Here is a 16,616-nt window from a genome sequence, read left to right on the forward strand (position 1 = left end):
TGCCTAGTTCCTTCCGCATTCCTGCTTCGCAGACCCTTCCCGCCATCATGACTTTCCAGACCGACCTCTTTCGCGGCAAGCGCGCGCTTGTCTCCGGCGCCACCCAGGGCATCGGCGCCGCGGTGGCCAACCGCCTCGCGCGGCTCGGCGCCCACGTCACCGCTACCGGCATCGATGCCGGCGACGGCTCGCTCGACGCCGGTGTCGAAGTCAGGCTGGTGGATGTCGCCGATACCCAGGCGGTGGACGCGCTGGTGTCCGGCTTCGACGCGCTCGACATCGTGGTGAACTGCGCCGGCATCATCCGGCGCGGCGACGAGCACGACGTGGACGTGTTCGCGCAGGTGCTCGACGTCAACCTGACCGGCACCATGCGCGTATGCAGCGCCGCGCGCTCGCGGCTGGCGGCGCGGCGCGGGGTGATCGTCAATACGGCGTCGATGCTGAGTTTCTTCGGCGGCGCGCTGGTGCCGGGCTACGCCGCCAGCAAGGGCGGGGTGGCGCAGCTGACCAAGTCGCTGGCGCTGGCCTACGCGGCCGACGGCATCCGCGTCAACGCGGTGGCGCCGGGCTGGATCGCCACGCCGCTGACGCAGGCCCTGCAGGACGACCCCGCGCGCGCGGGCCCGATCCTGCAGCGCACGCCGCTGGCGCGCTGGGGCGTGCCCGACGACGTGGCGGACGCGGTGGCTTTCCTGTGCGCGCCCGCCGCGGGCTTCGTCACCGGCGTGATCCTGCCGGTCGATGGCGGCTATCTCGTGGCATGAGGCACGCTACAAGTCGCGCGACGACGACAGCGCCGGACTCTCCGCGATGCGCCTGCCGATCTCGCGGCAGGCGGCCAGCAGCGGCTCGACGTAGGCGGCGCGCGGATCGTCCTTCTGCATGAAGCGCAGCGTGCTGACGCTGACCGCCGCCACCGGCTGGCCGCGCGTGTCGAGAATCGGCGCGCCGAAGCAGTAGATGCCGGTCTCGTTTTCCTCGTCGTCGACCGACCAGCCCTGCGCGCGGAAGGTGTCCAGTTGCCGGCGCAGCGCGCCGGCTTGCGTCATGGTGTTGGGCTGGTAGCGCGGCATCGGCAATTGCGCCAGGATGGCATCCAGTTCGCCGGGTGCCAGCATCGACAGGTACGCCTTGCCGACCGCGGTCGAATGCAGCGCCACCGCCGCGCCGATGCGCGAGGCCATGCGCACCGCCGCCAGGCTTTCCAGCTTCTCGATGTAGATCATGGTGTTGCCGTTGGGCACGGCCAGGTGCACCGTCTCGCCGGTCACGTCGCGCAGTGTCTTCAGCGCTTCCACCGCGGCCAGGCGCAGGTCCGAGCGCGACCAACTGCGGCTGGCCAGCTGCATCAGCCGCGGGCCGAGCACCAGCGCGCCGTCGCGGCCGTCCTCGCGCAGCATGCCCTCGGCCACCAGCGCCGCCACGATGCGGTAGACGGTGGGCTTGGGATAGCCGCTTTGCTTCACCAGCGCGGCCATGCTGGCCGGACCCTCCGCGTCGGCCACCAGCTGCAGCACGTGCATGAACTTGGAGAACGCCGCCGTGCCCGCCACCTTGGCGACGGGCGCGGTTTCATGCGGGGGAGAGTCGGTCATGAAGTGACGAGGCGGGGGAGGGCCGGAAGGACGGAAATTATCGCCGATCGCGCTCGCCGCGCCTAGCGCCGGCGTGGCCGGCGCATCAGTCCCGCGCCGGCCACGCCGCCAGCGCCGCGTCCGCGATGGCGCACAGCTTGCCGCGGCTGGCGCCGTCGCGCGCCTGCGTCGACATGCCCTGCAGGATGGCAAGGTAGAAGCCGGCCAGCGCGCCCGCGTCCGTGCCCGCCGGCAGCTCGCCGTCGGCGATGCCGCGCGCGATCCGCTCGCACAGCGCGCGCTCCACCGCGCCGCGCAGCCTGACCACCGCTTCCTGCACCTCCGTCTCCACCGGCGAGCTGACCGCGGCGCTCATCAGCATGCAGCCGCGCGGCTGGCCGCGGCGGGTCTGCTCGACGGTGGCGCTTTGCAGCAGGCGCCCGATGGCCTCGCGGGCGGTGGGCGCCGCCTGCAGGTTGGGCTCCACGTCGAGGCCGGGCCGCGCCAGATAGCGCGCCACCGCCTCCAGGAACAGGCGCTTCTTGTCGCCGAACGCCGTGTACAGGCTCGGCGGCGTGATGCCCATCGCGGCGGTCAGATCGCTGATGGACGCGGCTTCGTAGCCGCGGCGCCAGAACAGCAGCATGGCCGCCTGCAAGGCGGCGTCGCGGTCGAAGGACAGGGGGCGCCCGGTCGGGCGCGGCGTGGGAGCGGGTTCACCTTTCATAGTGATCGATATTAAATCAGTTGACGGCTCCCGGGCAATGGCCTAGGCTTCCGATCCATGCTGTTTCATAGCGAACACTATGAAACGGGGGCATCTGATTCATTCAGATCCACTCAGATCCACCTTCCCGCGAAAGGAGCTTCCAATGAGCGAAACCCATGTCCAGCAACGCAACAAGCAGATCGTCTCCGAGGTGATGGCCGCCGTCTTCGTCGAGCGGCAGCCGCAGCGCGTGCTCCATTATTTCTCGGACAACTACATCCAGCACAATCCCGTCATCCCCGACGGGAAGGAAGCGATACCGGCATTGATCGCGGGTTTGCCCGAGGGCTTCGGCTACGAGCCGGGCATGCTGGTGGCCGACGGCAACCTCGTCATGATCCACGGCCGCTACACCGGCTGGGGCCCCCGGCCGATGGTCGCCGTCGACATCTTCCGCCTCGAGGACGGCCGGCTCGCCGAGCACTGGGACGTATTGCAGGAGGAAGTGCCGGCGGCGCAGACGGCCAGCGGGAACGGCATGTTTGCGTGATGGCCTCGGGATGTGGCCTCAGGGTGTGTCCGGTAGACAGGCGCCCCTCGGCAGACCCGCGCGTAGCGGACTAATGCGGTGCCCGAATCTCCACCACTTGGCCGCCCACGGGCGCGGCGAAGGTGCTTCTGCGGCTCGCCCGGAAAGTCTCTGCCGGGGGAAAAGCCGGGCCGCAGGCGGGGCCCGGCTTGCAGCCGCTCCTGCCAGATGGGAACATGTCGGCCTTTGCCATGGGCGGGCTGCCGAAGGGCGGCGCGCCCATGCGCATCCATTCCCCTTGTTCAACACAGAAAACCAAATGACCTTTTCGAAGACGATCGGCGTGGCGGGCGCGGGCCTGATGGGCTCCGGCATTGCCGCCAAGTTTGCCGCCGCCGGTTATGACGTGCTGGTGTACGACAGCGCGGCGCCGTCGCTGGCGCGCGTGCAGGAGCGCTGTGCGGCGATCTTCGCCGAGCTGGTGCGGGGCGAGGCGATGACGCCTGAGCAGGCACAGGCGGCGCAGGCACGCGTCGGGCTGGCGCAGGCCCTTGGCGGGCTGGCCGCCTGCGCGATCGTGATCGAGGCGATCAACGAAGTGCTCGAGGCCAAGCAGGCGCTGTTCGCGGCGCTGGAAGCGAATCTGCCCGCGGGCACGCCGATCGCCAGCAGCACGAGCGGTTTCACGCCGGAGCGCCTGGCGGAGAAGATGGCGAATCCGGAGCGCTTCCTGGTGGCGCATTTCTGGAATCCGCCGCATCTGGTGCCGCTGGTCGAGGTTCTGCCGGCGCCGCGCACCGGCGGCGCGGTGGTCGACGCGGCGATGGCGCTGCTGCGCGATGCGCAATGCGAGCCGGTGCTGCTCAAGAAAGCGGTGCCGGGATTCATCGGCAACCGCATCCAGTTCGCGGTGCTGCGCGAGGCGTTGCATCTGCTGCGCGAAGGCGTGGCGGATGCCGCGACGATCGATCTCGTGATGAAGCAGTCGCTGGGGCGCCGCTATGGATCGATCGGGCCGCTGGAAGGCGCCGACGTCGGCGGGCTCGATACCTTCCTCGCCATTTCCACCCACCTGATGCCGGAGCTGGCCAAGGACGAGGACGTGCTCGAGCTGCTGCGGGCGCACGTCGAACGAGGAGAGCGCGGGCGCGCGAGCGGGCAGGGCTTCTATGCGTGGGACGCGGCACGCGAGGCATGGCTCGCGCAGGTGCGGCTGAAGATGCTGAAAGCCTGAGGGGAATACCGGACGCCATAAAAGACGGCCATCGCGTCGTGCCGCGATGGCCGAAAGCCCCCGTTTTGGCGGAGAGCGTCGATATGCGTGCGCTCGTCAGAAACGATGGCGGATACCGGCGACCACGCCGGTCTGGTTCCTGCCCGGGATGACGCTGTTCGGCGCGCCGGTGGTGGCGTTGAAGCCGTTCAGGCCAAGCCCCGAGCCGTTCCGGTTGCGCGCGAAGGCGGCGTTGAAGTAGACGTCGGTGCGCTTGGAGAAGGCATAGTCGGCCGAGGCGGCGAACATCATCGGGTCGGCGTTGCTGTTCCGGAAATCCGTGTAGTAGGCCGCGCCCGAGAACGAGAGCGCGGGCGTTGCCTTGTAGCGCAGGCCGAGCCAGTAGAGGTTGGAGCGGACCTCGCCGCCGACATTGCCGTTCAGCCAGCGGAAGCCGGCGTAGGGGCTGACCGGCCCGAACGCGACGGCGGCGCCGGCGGCCACGCGGCGGTCCTTCTGGTTGCGGGTGGCGACGGAAGTGCCCTGGTACTCGTCGTAGACCAGGCCGGCGGCGAAGGTGTCGTTGTCGTAGTACAGGCTGCCGCCATAGCTGCGGTCGACCTTGTTGTCGCCGGGCACTTCGCCGGCACCGGTGCGGCCGAAGCTGTACAGCGCGGTGACCGTGAGGCCGGAGAAGCTGCGGCGGTACTTGATGGCGTTGTCGGCGCGCCCGGCCAGCACCGCGTCGCTGCGGAACAGCGAGTAGCGCGGCGCGAAGCCCATCGGGTCGAGCCGGATGGTGGTGTCGTACAGCGGGGTGGTCTGCCGGCCGAGAGTGACCTGGCCGAAGCCGCCGGCCAGGCCCACGACCGCGCTGCGGTCGAACAGCCGGTTGCCCTGGGCGCCGTCGTCGAGGTTGAAGCCGCTTTCCAGGTCGAACACGGCCTTGAGGCCGCCGCCGAGGTCTTCGGTGCCGCGCAGGCCCCAGCGCGAGGTGGACATATTGCCGGACGAGAGCCGGTACGCGCTGCCTTCGCTGCCCCTGGACGCCGCGTTGGACAGGTATTCGATGCCGACATCGGCCACGCCGTACAGCGTGACGCCGGCTTGCGCGGGCGCCGCGCCCGCCGCGGCGCACAGCAGCGCCAGCTTAAGGCGGACGGATTTTTTCTTCCTCATTCTTGTTCTCCGGCTTGTGAGTTATTGAAATAGAAAATGGAAACCGGAGTTTATTGGGCGGGGCATTACGTTTGGATTGCGTCAGCATGACAAGTGGCGCTGTGCCTTGCTGCTGGCGGGATTCAGGGCGATTGGCGCAGCTCTGCGCATTGATTTGCAGATAATGTCTTGCAGATGCGGGGCGGAACTTCAGGCTGTGTCATTTATTGCGGGCTTGTCTTGCAAAAAATAAAATCGTGATTCAGAATTCGCGGGTACTTTCAAAGTGCCATAATGATTACGGATTTCATGATGCGACCTGCCCCAGGGCAGCCGCCTGTGGAGGAACCATGCTGAATGCGTCCGTGTCCCGGGCGCACAGCTGCATCGACGTTGGAGAATGCTCATGCGATATCGGTTAGCCGGATGGATGGCCGCGCTGGCGGCGGCGGTCGTGCTGTCAGCCTGCGCGTCGCTGGAACCGGTCCAGACCGCGCAGAAGATGATCGGCAGCCCGGAAAGTGCCGTGCGCGAGACGTTCGGCGCGCCCACCGAGACCTATCGGCTCGCCGGCGGCACCAGCCGCTGGATCTACTCGCGGCAGCCGCTCGGGCACGAGGTCTACGCCGCGGACTTCGACGCCGGCGGCAAGCTGACGAATTTCCGCCAGATGCTGACCGAGAAGGAAATCTACGAAGCCAGGCCGGGCGTCTGGACCAAGCAGGACGTGGCCGAGCGCTTCGGCCTGCCGCGCGAGCCGGTGGAGTACTACCCGCTCATGAAGCGCGAGGCATGGTCGTACCGGATGTACACGAACGGCTACCTGCCGGCGCATTTCAGCATCTACTTCGACGACCGCGGCGTGCTCGACCGCACCATGATCATCGTCGATCCGCTGGGCGGAGACCGCCACGACCGCAGCAAGTGATGGCGGCGGGCGCCGGCGCCGCGTTGGTCAGCCGCGCCCGCCCGGTTTCGCTTCCCGCGACAGCAGGCTACCGCTGCCGGCGGCGGCGCTGTCCTCCCAGCCCCCTCCCAGCGCCCGGAACAGCCCCACGCTGGCCTGCAACTGCGCCAGGTGCAGCTGCACCGCGTCGTCCTGCGCCGCGTAGAGCGTGCGCTGGGCGTCGAGCACGGTCAGCAGCGTCTCGGCGCCGGCGCGGTAGCGCGACTCGGCCAGCCGGGCGGCTTCCCTCGCCTGCGCCAGCGCCTCGGCTTGCGCGTCGCGCTGGCGCGTCAGCCCGTCGACGGCGTTGAGCGCGTTTTCCACGTCGCCGAAGGCATTGACGATGGCGCCGCGGTAGGCGGCCAGCAGTTCCTCGCGCCGCGCGATGGCGAAGTCGCGCCCGGCGGCCAGGCGCCCGGCGTTGAAGATCGGCGCGGCGAGGCCGGCGGCGAGGCTGTACAGCGAGGTGTCGAGCAGGTCGTGCACCCGGTCCGCGCCCACGCCGGCGCCTGCGGTCAGGGTCAGCGAGGGCAGCATGGCGGCGCGCGCGGCCACGATGTCGGCGCTGGCGGCCGCGAGCGCGCGCTCGGCCTGGGCCAGGTCGGGCCGGTGCACGATCAGGCTGGCGGGCACGCCGGCGGCCACGGCCGGCATGGCGATGCCGTCGAGCGTGCTGGCGGCGATGTCGAAGCCCTGCACCGGGCGGCCCAGCAGGATCGCCAGCGCGGTCAGGCTGCTGCGTGCCTGCTGCCGGCGCTGTTCCAGGTCCCGCCGCTGGGTGGCGACCAGCCCGCGTTGCTGCGCCAGTTCCAGCGGCGTGGCGGCGCCGGCGCGGGCGCGCGAGGCCACCAGCGCCAGGATGCGCTCGGCGGTGGCGAGGTTGTGCTGCGCGATGTCCACGCGCTCGCGCAGCGCCGCCGCCTGCAGGTAGCTGGCGGCCACCGATGCCGTCAGCGTCAGCGCGACGGTGTCGCGCGCGCGGGCGGTGCTCTGCAGCGTGGCCAGCGCCGAGTCGCGCGCGGCGGCGTTGCCGCCCCACAGGTCGATCTCGTAGCTGGCGAACAGTTCGGCCGTGTAATAGCCGGTGACGCTCGCCTGCGGCTCGCGCAGCCGCTGCGCGGTGGCGCTCAGGCTCACTTCCGGCAACAGCGGCGCGCCGGCGATGCGGGCCTGCGCCTGCGCCTGGCGCACGCGCGCGGCGGCGGCGGCGAGGTCGAAGCTGCCGGTGCTGGCCTGTCCCACCAGGTCGGCGAGTTCGCTGCTGCCGAAGCGCCGCCACCAGTCCGGGCCGGCGGGGTCGGCGGCGGTGCCCGCGTCATGGCGCCACGTGGCGGGTACCTCGAGCGGCGGTACGCCGCCGGGGGGCGGGGTGGCGCAGCCGGCCAGCGCCAGCGCCAGCAGCCAGGCCGGCGCACGCGGAATGGAAGGGCGCATGCGGGAAGGCTTCGGGGTATGCGGGCGGGGTTGCATCGGGCGCCTCATTCGCTGGCCAGCGCTTCGACCGGGTCCAGCCGCGCGGCCTGGCGCGCCGGCATGAAGCCGAACACCAGCCCGGTGGCCAGCGCGCACCCGAACGCGCCGAGGATGGCCCGCACCGAAAAGACCACCGGCACGTCCCAGTGGATCAGCGCGGCACCCACGGCCAGCCCGGCGATCACGCCGGCCACGCCGCCGACCAGCGTCACGGTGATGGCCTCGGTCAGGAACTGGCGCTGGATGTCGCGCTGGCGCGCGCCGGTGGCCATGCGGATGCCGATCTCGCGCGTGCGCTCCTTGACCGTCACCAGCATGATGTTCATCACGCCGATGCCGCCCACCAGCAGCGAGATCGCCGCCACCAGCCCGAGCATCATCGTCATGGTCTGCTGGGTCTCTTCCTGCGCCTTGACCGAGGCCGCGCGGTTGTAGACGCGGAAGTCGCGCACGCGGTGGCTGGCCTCGAGCGCCTCGGTGATGCCGCGCGCGGCATCCTCGGCGTTCTCCAGCTTGTCCACCAGCACCGAGATCCAAGACAACTGCGTGGTGCCGAGCAGGCGCCGGCTGCCGGTGGAGTAGGGCATCAAGATCACGTCGTCGTCGTCCGAATCGCCCGAGGTGGCGCCTTTTTCCTCCAGCTCGCCGATGACCTGGAACGGCACGTTGTTGACCAGCACGTAGGCGCCCAGCGGATTCTGGTCGCCGAACATGCGCTCGCGCGTCTTCTTGCCCAGCAGCAGCACGGTGGCCAGGCTGCGCTCGTCGTCCTGGCTGAAGAACAGGCCGCGCGCGGCCTTCCAGTTCATGATGCGCTGCGCGTCGGTGGTGACGGCCCACACGTTGACGAAGCTGTCCAGGTTGCCGGCGCGCAGCGTGACCTTGCCGCGCAGCATCGGCATGGCCGCCGCCACGTGCGGGGCCTGCCGCGCGACCGGCACGTCGGCCTCGGTCAGCACGCCGCCCGGGCCGCGCGCATTGTCGCCGCCCGGCACCACGTACATGCGGTTGGTGCCGAAGCTTGCCATCTTGGCGATGACCTTTTCCTGGGTGCCGGCGCCCACCGCCAGCATCACGATGACCGAGGCCACGCCGATGATGATGCCCAGCAGCGTGAGCGCGGTGCGGAAGCGGTTGGCCCACATCACGCTCCATGCCGCCGCGTAGGCCTCGCGCATCTCGGTCCACGGGCGCGCGGTGTGGGCCACGCCCGCGGCCATGGCGGCGGGGAAGCGGCGCGCGTCGAGCGAAGGCGGCGAGGGCGGCGCAGCGGCCTGCGCGGCCTGCGCGGGCGGCGCGGCGCAGCCGGTGTCGGACACGATCTGGCCGTCGCGGATCTCTATGATGCGCCGCGCCTGCGCCGCCACCGCGCGGTCGTGCGTGATGAGGACCACGGTGTGGCCGGCGTCGGCCAGCTCGCGCAGCAGCGCCACGACCTCGGCGCCGCTCTTGCTGTCGAGCGCGCCGGTGGGCTCGTCGGCCAGGATGATGTGCCCGCCGTTCATCAGCGCGCGCGCGATCGACACGCGCTGCTGCTGGCCGCCGGACAACTGCGCGGGCCGGTGGCCGGCGCGCTCGGCCAGCCCCAGCCGGCCCAGCAGCGCGCGCGCGCGGTGCTCGCGCGCGTCCGCCCCCGTGCCGGCGTAGACGGCCGGCATCTCCACGTTGCGCAGCGCGTCGAGCGTGCGGATCAGGTGATAGCCCTGGAACACGAAGCCGAAGGCCTCGCGGCGCAGCCAGGCCAGCTGGTCGGCGTCGAAGCGCGCGATGTCCTGGCCGGCGAAGCGGTATTGCCCGGAGCTGGGCCGGTCCAGGCAGCCCAGGATATGCATCAGCGTGGACTTGCCCGAGCCCGAGGCGCCGACGATGGCCACGAACTCGCCGGGGCCGATGTCGAGCGAGACGCCGCGCAGTACCTCGGTGGCCGGGCCGCCGTCGGTGCCGGCGTAGGAGCGCCGCACGTCGCGCAGCGCGATCAGCGGCGGTGCGCCGCTGGCCGTGGCCGGCGCGGATGCGGGGGCGCCGGCCGCCTCGGGCCGCGCCTCCGCCAGCAGGTCTACCATCGGAACCTCCCGTCGGCGGCGCGCTCGTAGCGCACGCCGGTGACCAGGCGCTCGCCTTCCTTGAGGCCGGACAGCACTTCGGCGCTCAGGCGGTCGCGCACGCCGGTGGCCACCTCGCGCACCAGGATCTTGCCCTGGGCGTCGAGCACCCGCGCGGTATAGCGCCCGGGCTGGCCGCTCACGGCCTGCAGCGCCGGCAGTGGCGCCACCAGCACGTTGCGCGCGCTGGCGGCCACGAAGAAGACCTGCGCGCTCATCTGCGGCATCAGCTCGCGGTCGGCGTTGTCCACGTCGAACAGCACCGTATAGAGCACCACCTTGCCGGCGGGCGTGGGCGGCGCGCCGGCGGTGGTCGCGGCGGGCGCGGCGCCGGCCGGCGTGGGCGGCGCCGGCAGGATCTGGCGCACCTTGCCGCGCCAGCGCCGCGCGCTGCCCTGCCCGTCCTGCACGCCCAGCGTGGTGAAGTACACCGGCATGCCGGGGCGCACGCGGCGCACGTCGGCCTCGGACACCTCGGTCCACACCGTCATGGCGGACAGGTCGGCGATGCGCAGGATGTTGGGGGTCTGGTAGGTGGCGTTGAGCGTCTGGCCCTCGCGCGCGTCGAGCGTGACCACGGTGCCGCTCATCGGCGCGTAGATGCGGGTGAAGCCCAGCTGGGCCTCGTCGCCCTTGAGCGCGGAAGAGGCGCCGTCGATCTGGGCCAGCAGGTTGTCGATGCGCGCCAGCGCCACGCGCAGGGCGGCCTGGGCGGACTGCACGTCTTCGTCGCGGGTGGAGCCGTCGGCGGCCATGTGGCGCTGGCGCTCCCATTGCTGGCGGGCGAGGTCGCGCTGCGCGTACTGTTCGGCCAGCTGGGCGCGCAGGCTGGCCAGCGTGGCGCGGTCGGCGTCCACGCGGGACTGCTGCACGGCGGGATCGATTTCCACCAGCAGCTCGCCCTTCTTGACGGCATCGCCGGGCTGGACATGGATGCGGCGGATGGCGCCGGACGCCTGCGCGCCCACGTCGACATAGCTGCGCGGCTGCAGCAGGCCGAGCGCGGTCACGCTCGATTCGATGTCGCCACGGCCCACCGGTGCGGTCTCGATCACCTCGGTGGTGCGCAGCAGCCACCACCACAGCAACAGCCCGAGACACGCCAGCAAGACCACGAACGTGGCGGGACGCTGCAAAACAGACGGGATTCTCATGCGATCGATATTGGGGCGGTTCCTGTGCACCGCAAATCATACCGCGAGCGCGGCGGCAGGCGGCGGCCGCGCGGTGTCCCGCCGGCCTCGCGGCGGCGGCAGGCGCTCGGCCGGCAGGCTGGGCGCCGGCTCCGGGCGCGGGCCGGCCGGAAGGAATTGGACCGGAGATTTATGTCGGTTTGACGGTTTTCCCGCCGGCACGGCCGCCGCGCCGGCGCGGGCGCCATGCCATGTCAGCCCGGACGGGCGGACGCGGGCCGGCGCTTTGCGTGGCGCGGCGCGGGCACCGGGCCGGCCGCCGCGGCGCCGGGCAGCACCGCATCTCGCTTGCTGCGCAGGTGGTCGCGCAATAGCTGCGCCAGCCTGGCGCCATCCCGCGCCTCGAGCGCGCGCAGCATCTCGTTGTGGTCGTGGATCGCGCTGTCCCACTTCGGCGTCTGGTGATTGGAGCGGAACCGCAATGCCTGCAGCCGCCGGTTGACGGCCGCGTAGGCCTGGCTCAGCTCGCCGTTGCGCGCCGCCGCGTTGATGCGGTCGTGGATTTCCTGGTTGCGCCCGTAGTAGCCGGCCAGGTCGTTGCGCATGCGGCAGGCCAGCATGCCGGCGTGCAGCGCCCGGATTTCCGCCACTTCGGCGTCGGTGATGCGCTGGCAGGCCAGCTCGCCGGCAAAGGCTTCCAGGCCGCCCAGCAACTCGAACGCATCGTCGATCTCGTCCGCCGACATGGTGGCGACCGAGGCGCCGCGGTTCTGCGAGAGCTCGACCAGGCCTTCCGCCGACAGCACCTTCATCGCTTCGCGCAGCGGCGTGCGGGAGACGCCGATGACTTCGCACAATTCGCGCTCGTTGAGCTTCTGGCCCGGCGCGAGCGCGCCCTCGACAATGCACCGGCGCAGGTGCGCGACCACGGTGTCGTGAAGGATGGCGTGCGTCACCTTGCGCGGCGGCGGCATGGCCGCATGGGTGAAAAAGACGATGCCGTCTGCATTGCGGTTTTCTCCGATTTCTTTTGAAAAAATTCTAACGGAAATAAGGCGAAATCCGCGCTCAAGCGAGATTGAGAAAACTTCAAGGGAAGTTGCCGGATTTTAAGGGGGTGTTCTGCTAGATTGTATTCAAAATTCATTTCGCTTCATCGGAGCGATCTACCAGAGCGATTCATCAGAGAGGAGAACGCAATGCTCAAGCTGGACTTCCACCCCGCCGGCCGCCATTTCCTGCAGATTCCCGGTCCCAGCCCCGTGCCCGACCGCATCCTGCGCGCCATCAGCTATCCCACCATCGATCACCGCGGGCCGGAATTCGGCGCGCTCGGCCTGAAGGTGCTGGAAGGCATCAAGACCATCTTCAAGACCCGGCACCCGGTCATCATCTATCCCGCCTCCGGCACCGGCGCCTGGGAAGCGGCGCTGACCAACACGCTCAGCGCCGGCGACAAGGTGCTGATGTACGAGACCGGGCATTTCGCCACGCTGTGGGACAAGATGGCGCGCAACCTCGGCCTCGAGCCGGAGTTCCTGGGCCTGCCCGGCATCGAGGGCTGGCGGCGCGGCGTGAACGCGCAGATGATCCAGGAGCGCCTCGAGGCCGACACCGCGCACGCGATCAAGGCGGTGTGCGTGGTCCACAACGAAACCTCCACGGGCGTGACCTCGAACATCGCGGCCGTGCGCGAGGCCATCGACGCCGCGCGGCACCCGGCGCTGCTGATGGTCGACACCATCAGCAGCCTGGCTTCGGCCGACTACCGCCATGACGAGTGGGGCGTCGACGTGACCATCTCCGGCTCGCAGAAGGGGCTGATGCTGCCGCCCGGCATCAGCTTCAACGCGCTGTCGCCGAAGGCCATCGAAGCCAGCAGGCAATCCAGGCTGCCGAAGGCATTCTTCGGCTGGTCGGAGATCCTGGAGATGAACAAGACCGGCTACTGGCCGTACACGCCGAACACCAACCTGCTGTACGGTCTGTCCGAGGCCATCGACATGATCCTGGCCGAGGGGCTGGACAACGTCTTTGCCCGCCACCAGCGGCTCGGCGAAGCCGCGCGCCGCGCGGTGCGCGCGTGGGGGCTGGAGATCCAGTGCCTGGACCCGCAGGTGTACAGCCCGGTGCTGACCGGCGTGATGATGCCGCCCGGCGTGGACGCCGACATGGTGCGGCGCGCCACCTACGAGCGCTTCGACATCTCGCTCGGCGCCGGCCTGGGCAAGCTGCGCGGGCTGATGTTCCGCATCGGGCATCTGGGCGACTGCAACGACCTGACGCTGATGGCGGCGCTGGCGGGCTGCGAGATGGGCCTGAAGATCTCCGGCGTCAAGCTCGAGCGCAGCGGCGTGGGCGCGGCGCTGGACTACCTTGCCGACCAGGCGGTGCCGGCGCTGGCCAAGGGCTGACGGCACGGCGGGCAGCGGCCGCGGTCGCCTGCCCGGATGGCAAAAAACAAAAAAAGCAACGGAAAGCGTGCCGAGTGGCCGGCCCCGGTCCGGCCCGAGGCGCGGATTTCCCCGAGAGACAACCATGAGCCCGGTCGCCGGGATGCTGCCGGGCCAGGGGCTGCGCTGCGTCTGCATGGAGCGGCATGAAGCGGCATCGAACGGTATCGAGCGGTATCGAACGGCATGGGACGCGAGATGATCATGAAAACCGAATACCTGTCTCCACTAGTCAAGCCTGTCCACCTCGTCCCTTCCGCCGTGGGCTCCGGCAGCCCGCTGGCGCGCCGCCTGCGCAAGGAGCTCAGGGGGGACGTCCTGTTCGACGGCGCCAGCCGCGCGCGCTATGCCACCGACGCGTCCATCTACCAGATCCTGCCGGTCGGCGTGGTGGTGCCGCGCGACCAGGCCGACCTGGCGCTCGCGCTGAGCATCGCGCGCGACGCCGGCGCGCCGCTGCTGGCGCGCGGCGCCGGCACCAGCCAGTGCGGGCAGACCGTGGGCGAGGCGGTCGTCGTCGACAACAGCAAGTGGCTCAACAACGTGGTGGATTTCGACCCCGCGCGCCGGCTCGTCACCGTCGAGCCGGGCATCGTGCTGGACCACCTGAACGCCTGGCTCAAGCCGCACGGGCTGTGGTTCCCGGTGGACGTTTCCACGGGCGCCCAGTGCACCATCGGCGGCATGGCGGGCAACAACTCGTGCGGCTCGCGCTCGATCGAGTACGGCAACATGGTGCACAACGTGCACGCCATCGATGCCATCCTGGCCGACGACAGCCAGCTGCGGTTCGGCCCGGTCGAGCAGGCGCCGCCAGCCGGGCGCGCGGCGCAGATCTACGCGGGCCTGCGCGAGATTGCCACGCGCGAGCGCGGCGAGATCGCCGAGCGCATGCCCCGCGTGCTGCGCCGCGTGGGCGGCTACAACATCGACATCTTCGATTGCCAGAACCCGCGCGCCTATACCGACGACGGCCTGCCCAACCTCTCCCACATCCTGGTCGGCTCCGAGGGGACGCTGGCCTACAGCCGCCAGTTGACGCTCAGGCTGTCGCCGCTGCCGGCGCACAAGGTGCTGGGGGTGGTGAACTTCCCCACCTTCTACCAGGCCATGGACATGACCCAGCACATCGTCAAGCTGGGGCCGGTGGCGGTGGAGCTGGTGGACCGCACGATGATCGGCCTGTCCATGAGCAATCCGGCCTTCCGGCCGGTCATCGAGAAAGCGCTGGTCGGCAATCCGGAGGCAATCCTGCTGGTGGAATTCGCCGGGGACGAGCGCAGCGCGCTGCTGCACAAGCTCGACGACCTCGTGTCGCTGATGGGCGACCTCGGCCTGCCCGATGCGGTGGTGCGCATGGCGGAGGCCGGCGCGCAGAAGGCGCTGTGGGACGTGCGCAAGGCGGGCCTGAACATCATGATGAGCATGAAGGGCGACGGCAAGCCGGTCTCCTTCATCGAAGACTGCGCCGTGCCGCTGGAGCACCTGGCGCAATACACCAGCCAGCTGACCGAGGTATTCCACCGCCATGGCACCGAAGGCACGTGGTACGCGCATGCGAGCGTGGGCACGCTGCACGTGCGCCCGATCCTGGACATGCGGCGCGACGGCGCGGCGAAGATGCGGGCGATCGCCGGGGAGGCCGCCGAACTCGTGCGCAAATACAAGGGCGCGTTTTCCGGCGAGCACGGCGACGGCCTGTGCCGCGGCGAATGGGTGGCGTGGCAGTACGGGCCTAGGATCCACCAGGCGTTCCGCGACATCAAGGCGCTGTTCGATCCCGGCAACCGCTTCAGCCCGGACCGCATCGTGCAGCCGCCGCGCATGGACGACAGCAGCCACTTCCGCTTCCCGCCCGCGTACCGCGCCATCGACCTGACCCCCAGCCTCGACTGGTCGGCCTGGAACGTGCTGCGCGATCCGCTGTCCGGCATCGAGACGGCGCCGGGCACCGGCGGCGATCCCGCGCACGGGCTGGCCAAGGCGGTGGAGATGTGCAACAACAACGGCCACTGCCGCAAGTTCGACGCCGGCACCATGTGCCCGAGCTACCGCGTCACCAAGGACGAGAAGCACGTCACGCGCGGGCGCGCCAACACGCTGCGCCTGGCGCTGTCCGGCCAGCTCGGCGACGACGGCCTGGCCAGCGCCGAGGTGAAGGAGGTGCTCGATCTCTGCGTCTCGTGCAAGGGCTGCAAGCGCGACTGCCCGACCGGCGTCGACATGGCCAAGATCAAGATCGAGGCGCGCGCGGCCTGGGCCAAGCGCCACGGCATCGGCCTGCGCGAGCGCATGGTGGCGTACATGCCGCGCTATGCGCGGGCGGCCAGCCTGCTGGCGCCGCTGGTCAACGCGCTCGACCGCGTGCCGCTGCTGTCGTCCTGGATGAAGCGCCGCATCGGCTTTGCCCCGCAGCGCTCGCTGCCGCGCTTCGACAGCGCTTTCCTCGACGGCAGCCGCAAGGCCGGCGGCAAGCCGCTCGGGCCCAGGTCGGTGCTGTTGTTCGTGGACACCTTCAACAACTACATGGAGCCGGGCAACGCGCGCGCGGCGGAGATGGTGCTGCGCGCCGCCGGATACGACGTGCACTACAGCGTGCAGCCCGGCGGCAAGCCGCTGTGCTGCGGCCGGACCTTCCTCGCGGCCGGCCTCGTCGACGAAGCACGGGCCGAGGCCAGGCGGGCGCTCGACGCGCTCAAGCCCTACGTCGACGCCGGCGTGCCGGTGGTCGGGCTGGAGCCGTCCTGCCTGCTGTCGCTGCGCGACGAGTTCCTGAACTACGGGTTCGGCGACGAGGCGCGCAAGCTGGCCGGCTCGGCGCTGCTGTTCGAGGAGTTCCTGCTGCGCGAGCAGCAGGCCGGCCGCTGCGATCTCAAGCTCAAGGCGCTGCCCGGCGGCAAGGCGCTCGTGCACGGCCACTGCCACCAGAAGGCCTTCGACGCTTTCCGCCCGGTGCAGGCCGTGCTCAAGTGGATCCCCGGGCTGGAGCTCGAGATCGTCGAATCGTCCTGCTGCGGCATGGCCGGCAGTTTCGGCTATGAAGCCGAGCACTACGAGGCCTCCCGGGCGATGGCGGAGCTGTCGCTGCTGCCGGCGGTGCGCCAGGCCGGGGCCGGCACCATCGTGGTGGCCGACGGCACCAGCTGCCGCCACCAGATCCACGACGGCGCCGGCGCCGACGCGGTGCACGTGGCCTGCGTGCTGGCGGCGGCGCTCGATTTCGAGGCCGAGGCGATGCTCGGCGGCGGCTGAGCGCCAGGCAAGGCGGCGCGGGTTTGCGCCGCTTTGCCCCCGATAGCGATCCTGTATCATCGATGCCGGAG

General features: G+C 70.3%; 13 protein-coding genes. 6 read left to right on the top strand and 7 right to left on the bottom strand.

Annotation, left to right across the window (positions count from 1 at the left end; translation table 11 throughout):
• The first annotated feature begins 47 nt into the window (after positions 1 to 47).
• Positions 48 to 767, top strand: a complete 720-nt coding sequence (locus ACKI2N_RS23880; RefSeq protein WP_420998232.1) for an SDR family NAD(P)-dependent oxidoreductase — start codon at positions 48 to 50, stop codon at positions 765 to 767.
• 6 nt (positions 768 to 773) lie between these two features.
• Here ACKI2N_RS23880 and ACKI2N_RS23885 read toward each other — a convergent pair whose 3' ends face one another.
• Complete coding sequence (locus ACKI2N_RS23885) at positions 774 to 1,598, bottom strand: IclR family transcriptional regulator (protein WP_420998231.1); 825 nt, start codon at positions 1,596 to 1,598, stop codon at positions 774 to 776.
• Between the two features lie 85 nt (positions 1,599 to 1,683).
• Positions 1,684 to 2,304 carry a TetR/AcrR family transcriptional regulator gene (locus ACKI2N_RS23890; protein WP_420998230.1) on the bottom strand — a complete coding sequence of 207 codons (621 nt, stop codon included), beginning with the start codon at positions 2,302 to 2,304 and terminating at the stop codon, positions 1,684 to 1,686.
• A 145-nt stretch (positions 2,305 to 2,449) separates the two neighbouring features.
• Between ACKI2N_RS23890 and ACKI2N_RS23895 the strand changes: the two genes are divergently transcribed.
• Together ACKI2N_RS23895 and ACKI2N_RS23900 are read left to right on the top strand one after the other, a co-directional pair.
• Complete coding sequence (locus ACKI2N_RS23895) at positions 2,450 to 2,836, top strand: nuclear transport factor 2 family protein (RefSeq protein WP_420998229.1); 387 nt, start codon at positions 2,450 to 2,452, stop codon at positions 2,834 to 2,836.
• Positions 2,837 to 3,134: 298 nt separating this feature from the next.
• The gene (locus tag ACKI2N_RS23900; protein ID WP_420998228.1) at positions 3,135 to 4,049 is read left to right on the top strand and encodes a 3-hydroxyacyl-CoA dehydrogenase family protein; all 915 of its coding nucleotides are present in this window, start codon (positions 3,135 to 3,137) and stop codon (positions 4,047 to 4,049) included.
• A gap of 96 nt (positions 4,050 to 4,145) precedes the next feature.
• Here ACKI2N_RS23900 and ACKI2N_RS23905 read toward each other — a convergent pair whose 3' ends face one another.
• Positions 4,146 to 5,207 (bottom strand): porin, encoded by a 1,062-nt coding sequence (locus ACKI2N_RS23905; protein ID WP_420998227.1) that lies wholly within the window; start codon positions 5,205 to 5,207, stop codon positions 4,146 to 4,148.
• A 385-nt stretch (positions 5,208 to 5,592) separates the two neighbouring features.
• Between ACKI2N_RS23905 and ACKI2N_RS23910 the strand changes: the two genes are divergently transcribed.
• Positions 5,593 to 6,114 (top strand): hypothetical protein, encoded by a 522-nt coding sequence (locus tag ACKI2N_RS23910; RefSeq protein ID WP_420998226.1) that lies wholly within the window; start codon positions 5,593 to 5,595, stop codon positions 6,112 to 6,114.
• 27 nt (positions 6,115 to 6,141) lie between these two features.
• Here ACKI2N_RS23910 and ACKI2N_RS23915 read toward each other — a convergent pair whose 3' ends face one another.
• The 4 genes from ACKI2N_RS23915 to ACKI2N_RS23930 form a co-directional block, all read right to left on the bottom strand.
• Positions 6,142 to 7,566 carry an efflux transporter outer membrane subunit gene (locus ACKI2N_RS23915; RefSeq protein WP_420998225.1) on the bottom strand — a complete coding sequence of 475 codons (1,425 nt, stop codon included), beginning with the start codon at positions 7,564 to 7,566 and terminating at the stop codon, positions 6,142 to 6,144.
• Positions 7,567 to 7,610: 44 nt separating this feature from the next.
• The gene (locus ACKI2N_RS23920; RefSeq protein WP_420998224.1) at positions 7,611 to 9,668 is read right to left on the bottom strand and encodes a MacB family efflux pump subunit; all 2,058 of its coding nucleotides are present in this window, start codon (positions 9,666 to 9,668) and stop codon (positions 7,611 to 7,613) included.
• Positions 9,662 to 10,861 carry an efflux RND transporter periplasmic adaptor subunit gene (locus ACKI2N_RS23925; RefSeq protein ID WP_420998223.1) on the bottom strand — a complete coding sequence of 400 codons (1,200 nt, stop codon included), beginning with the start codon at positions 10,859 to 10,861 and terminating at the stop codon, positions 9,662 to 9,664. Before ACKI2N_RS23925 ends, ACKI2N_RS23920 begins: the two co-directional genes overlap by 7 nt.
• A gap of 233 nt (positions 10,862 to 11,094) precedes the next feature.
• The gene (locus ACKI2N_RS23930) at positions 11,095 to 11,814 is read right to left on the bottom strand and encodes a GntR family transcriptional regulator (protein WP_420998221.1); all 720 of its coding nucleotides are present in this window, start codon (positions 11,812 to 11,814) and stop codon (positions 11,095 to 11,097) included.
• A 225-nt stretch (positions 11,815 to 12,039) separates the two neighbouring features.
• Between ACKI2N_RS23930 and ACKI2N_RS23935 the strand changes: the two genes are divergently transcribed.
• Entirely contained in the window at positions 12,040 to 13,254 is a 1,215-nt protein-coding gene (locus ACKI2N_RS23935) for a pyridoxal-phosphate-dependent aminotransferase family protein (protein WP_420998220.1), read from the top strand.
• Positions 13,255 to 13,497: 243 nt separating this feature from the next.
• On the top strand, positions 13,498 to 16,545 hold the full coding sequence (locus ACKI2N_RS23940; protein WP_420998219.1) for an FAD-binding and (Fe-S)-binding domain-containing protein: 3,048 nt from the start codon (positions 13,498 to 13,500) through the stop codon (positions 16,543 to 16,545).
• The last annotated feature ends 71 nt before the right edge of the window (positions 16,546 to 16,616 follow it).

It is taken from the genome of Cupriavidus sp. 30B13 (assembly GCF_049059565.2).
In the GTDB taxonomy this organism is placed as follows: domain Bacteria; phylum Pseudomonadota; class Gammaproteobacteria; order Burkholderiales; family Burkholderiaceae; genus Cupriavidus.

Excerpts from the sequence above, each read along its gene's own strand:
- ACKI2N_RS23880 (WP_420998232.1), top strand. The coding sequence starts at position 48 with ATGACTTTCCAGACCGACCTCTTTCGCGGCAAGCGCGCGCTTGTCTCC.
- ACKI2N_RS23885 (WP_420998231.1), bottom strand. The coding sequence starts at position 1,598 with ATGACCGACTCTCCCCCGCATGAAACCGCGCCCGTCGCCAAGGTGGCG.
- ACKI2N_RS23890 (WP_420998230.1), bottom strand. The coding sequence starts at position 2,304 with ATGAAAGGTGAACCCGCTCCCACGCCGCGCCCGACCGGGCGCCCCCTG.
- ACKI2N_RS23895 (WP_420998229.1), top strand. The coding sequence starts at position 2,450 with ATGAGCGAAACCCATGTCCAGCAACGCAACAAGCAGATCGTCTCCGAG.
- ACKI2N_RS23900 (WP_420998228.1), top strand. The coding sequence starts at position 3,135 with ATGACCTTTTCGAAGACGATCGGCGTGGCGGGCGCGGGCCTGATGGGC.
- ACKI2N_RS23905 (WP_420998227.1), bottom strand. The coding sequence starts at position 5,207 with ATGAGGAAGAAAAAATCCGTCCGCCTTAAGCTGGCGCTGCTGTGCGCC.
- ACKI2N_RS23910 (WP_420998226.1), top strand. The coding sequence starts at position 5,593 with ATGCGATATCGGTTAGCCGGATGGATGGCCGCGCTGGCGGCGGCGGTC.
- ACKI2N_RS23915 (WP_420998225.1), bottom strand. The coding sequence starts at position 7,566 with ATGCGCCCTTCCATTCCGCGTGCGCCGGCCTGGCTGCTGGCGCTGGCG.
- ACKI2N_RS23920 (WP_420998224.1), bottom strand. The coding sequence starts at position 9,668 with ATGGTAGACCTGCTGGCGGAGGCGCGGCCCGAGGCGGCCGGCGCCCCC.
- ACKI2N_RS23925 (WP_420998223.1), bottom strand. The coding sequence starts at position 10,861 with ATGAGAATCCCGTCTGTTTTGCAGCGTCCCGCCACGTTCGTGGTCTTG.
- ACKI2N_RS23930 (WP_420998221.1), bottom strand. The coding sequence starts at position 11,814 with ATGCCGCCGCCGCGCAAGGTGACGCACGCCATCCTTCACGACACCGTG.
- ACKI2N_RS23935 (WP_420998220.1), top strand. The coding sequence starts at position 12,040 with ATGCTCAAGCTGGACTTCCACCCCGCCGGCCGCCATTTCCTGCAGATT.
- ACKI2N_RS23940 (WP_420998219.1), top strand. The coding sequence starts at position 13,498 with ATGAAAACCGAATACCTGTCTCCACTAGTCAAGCCTGTCCACCTCGTC.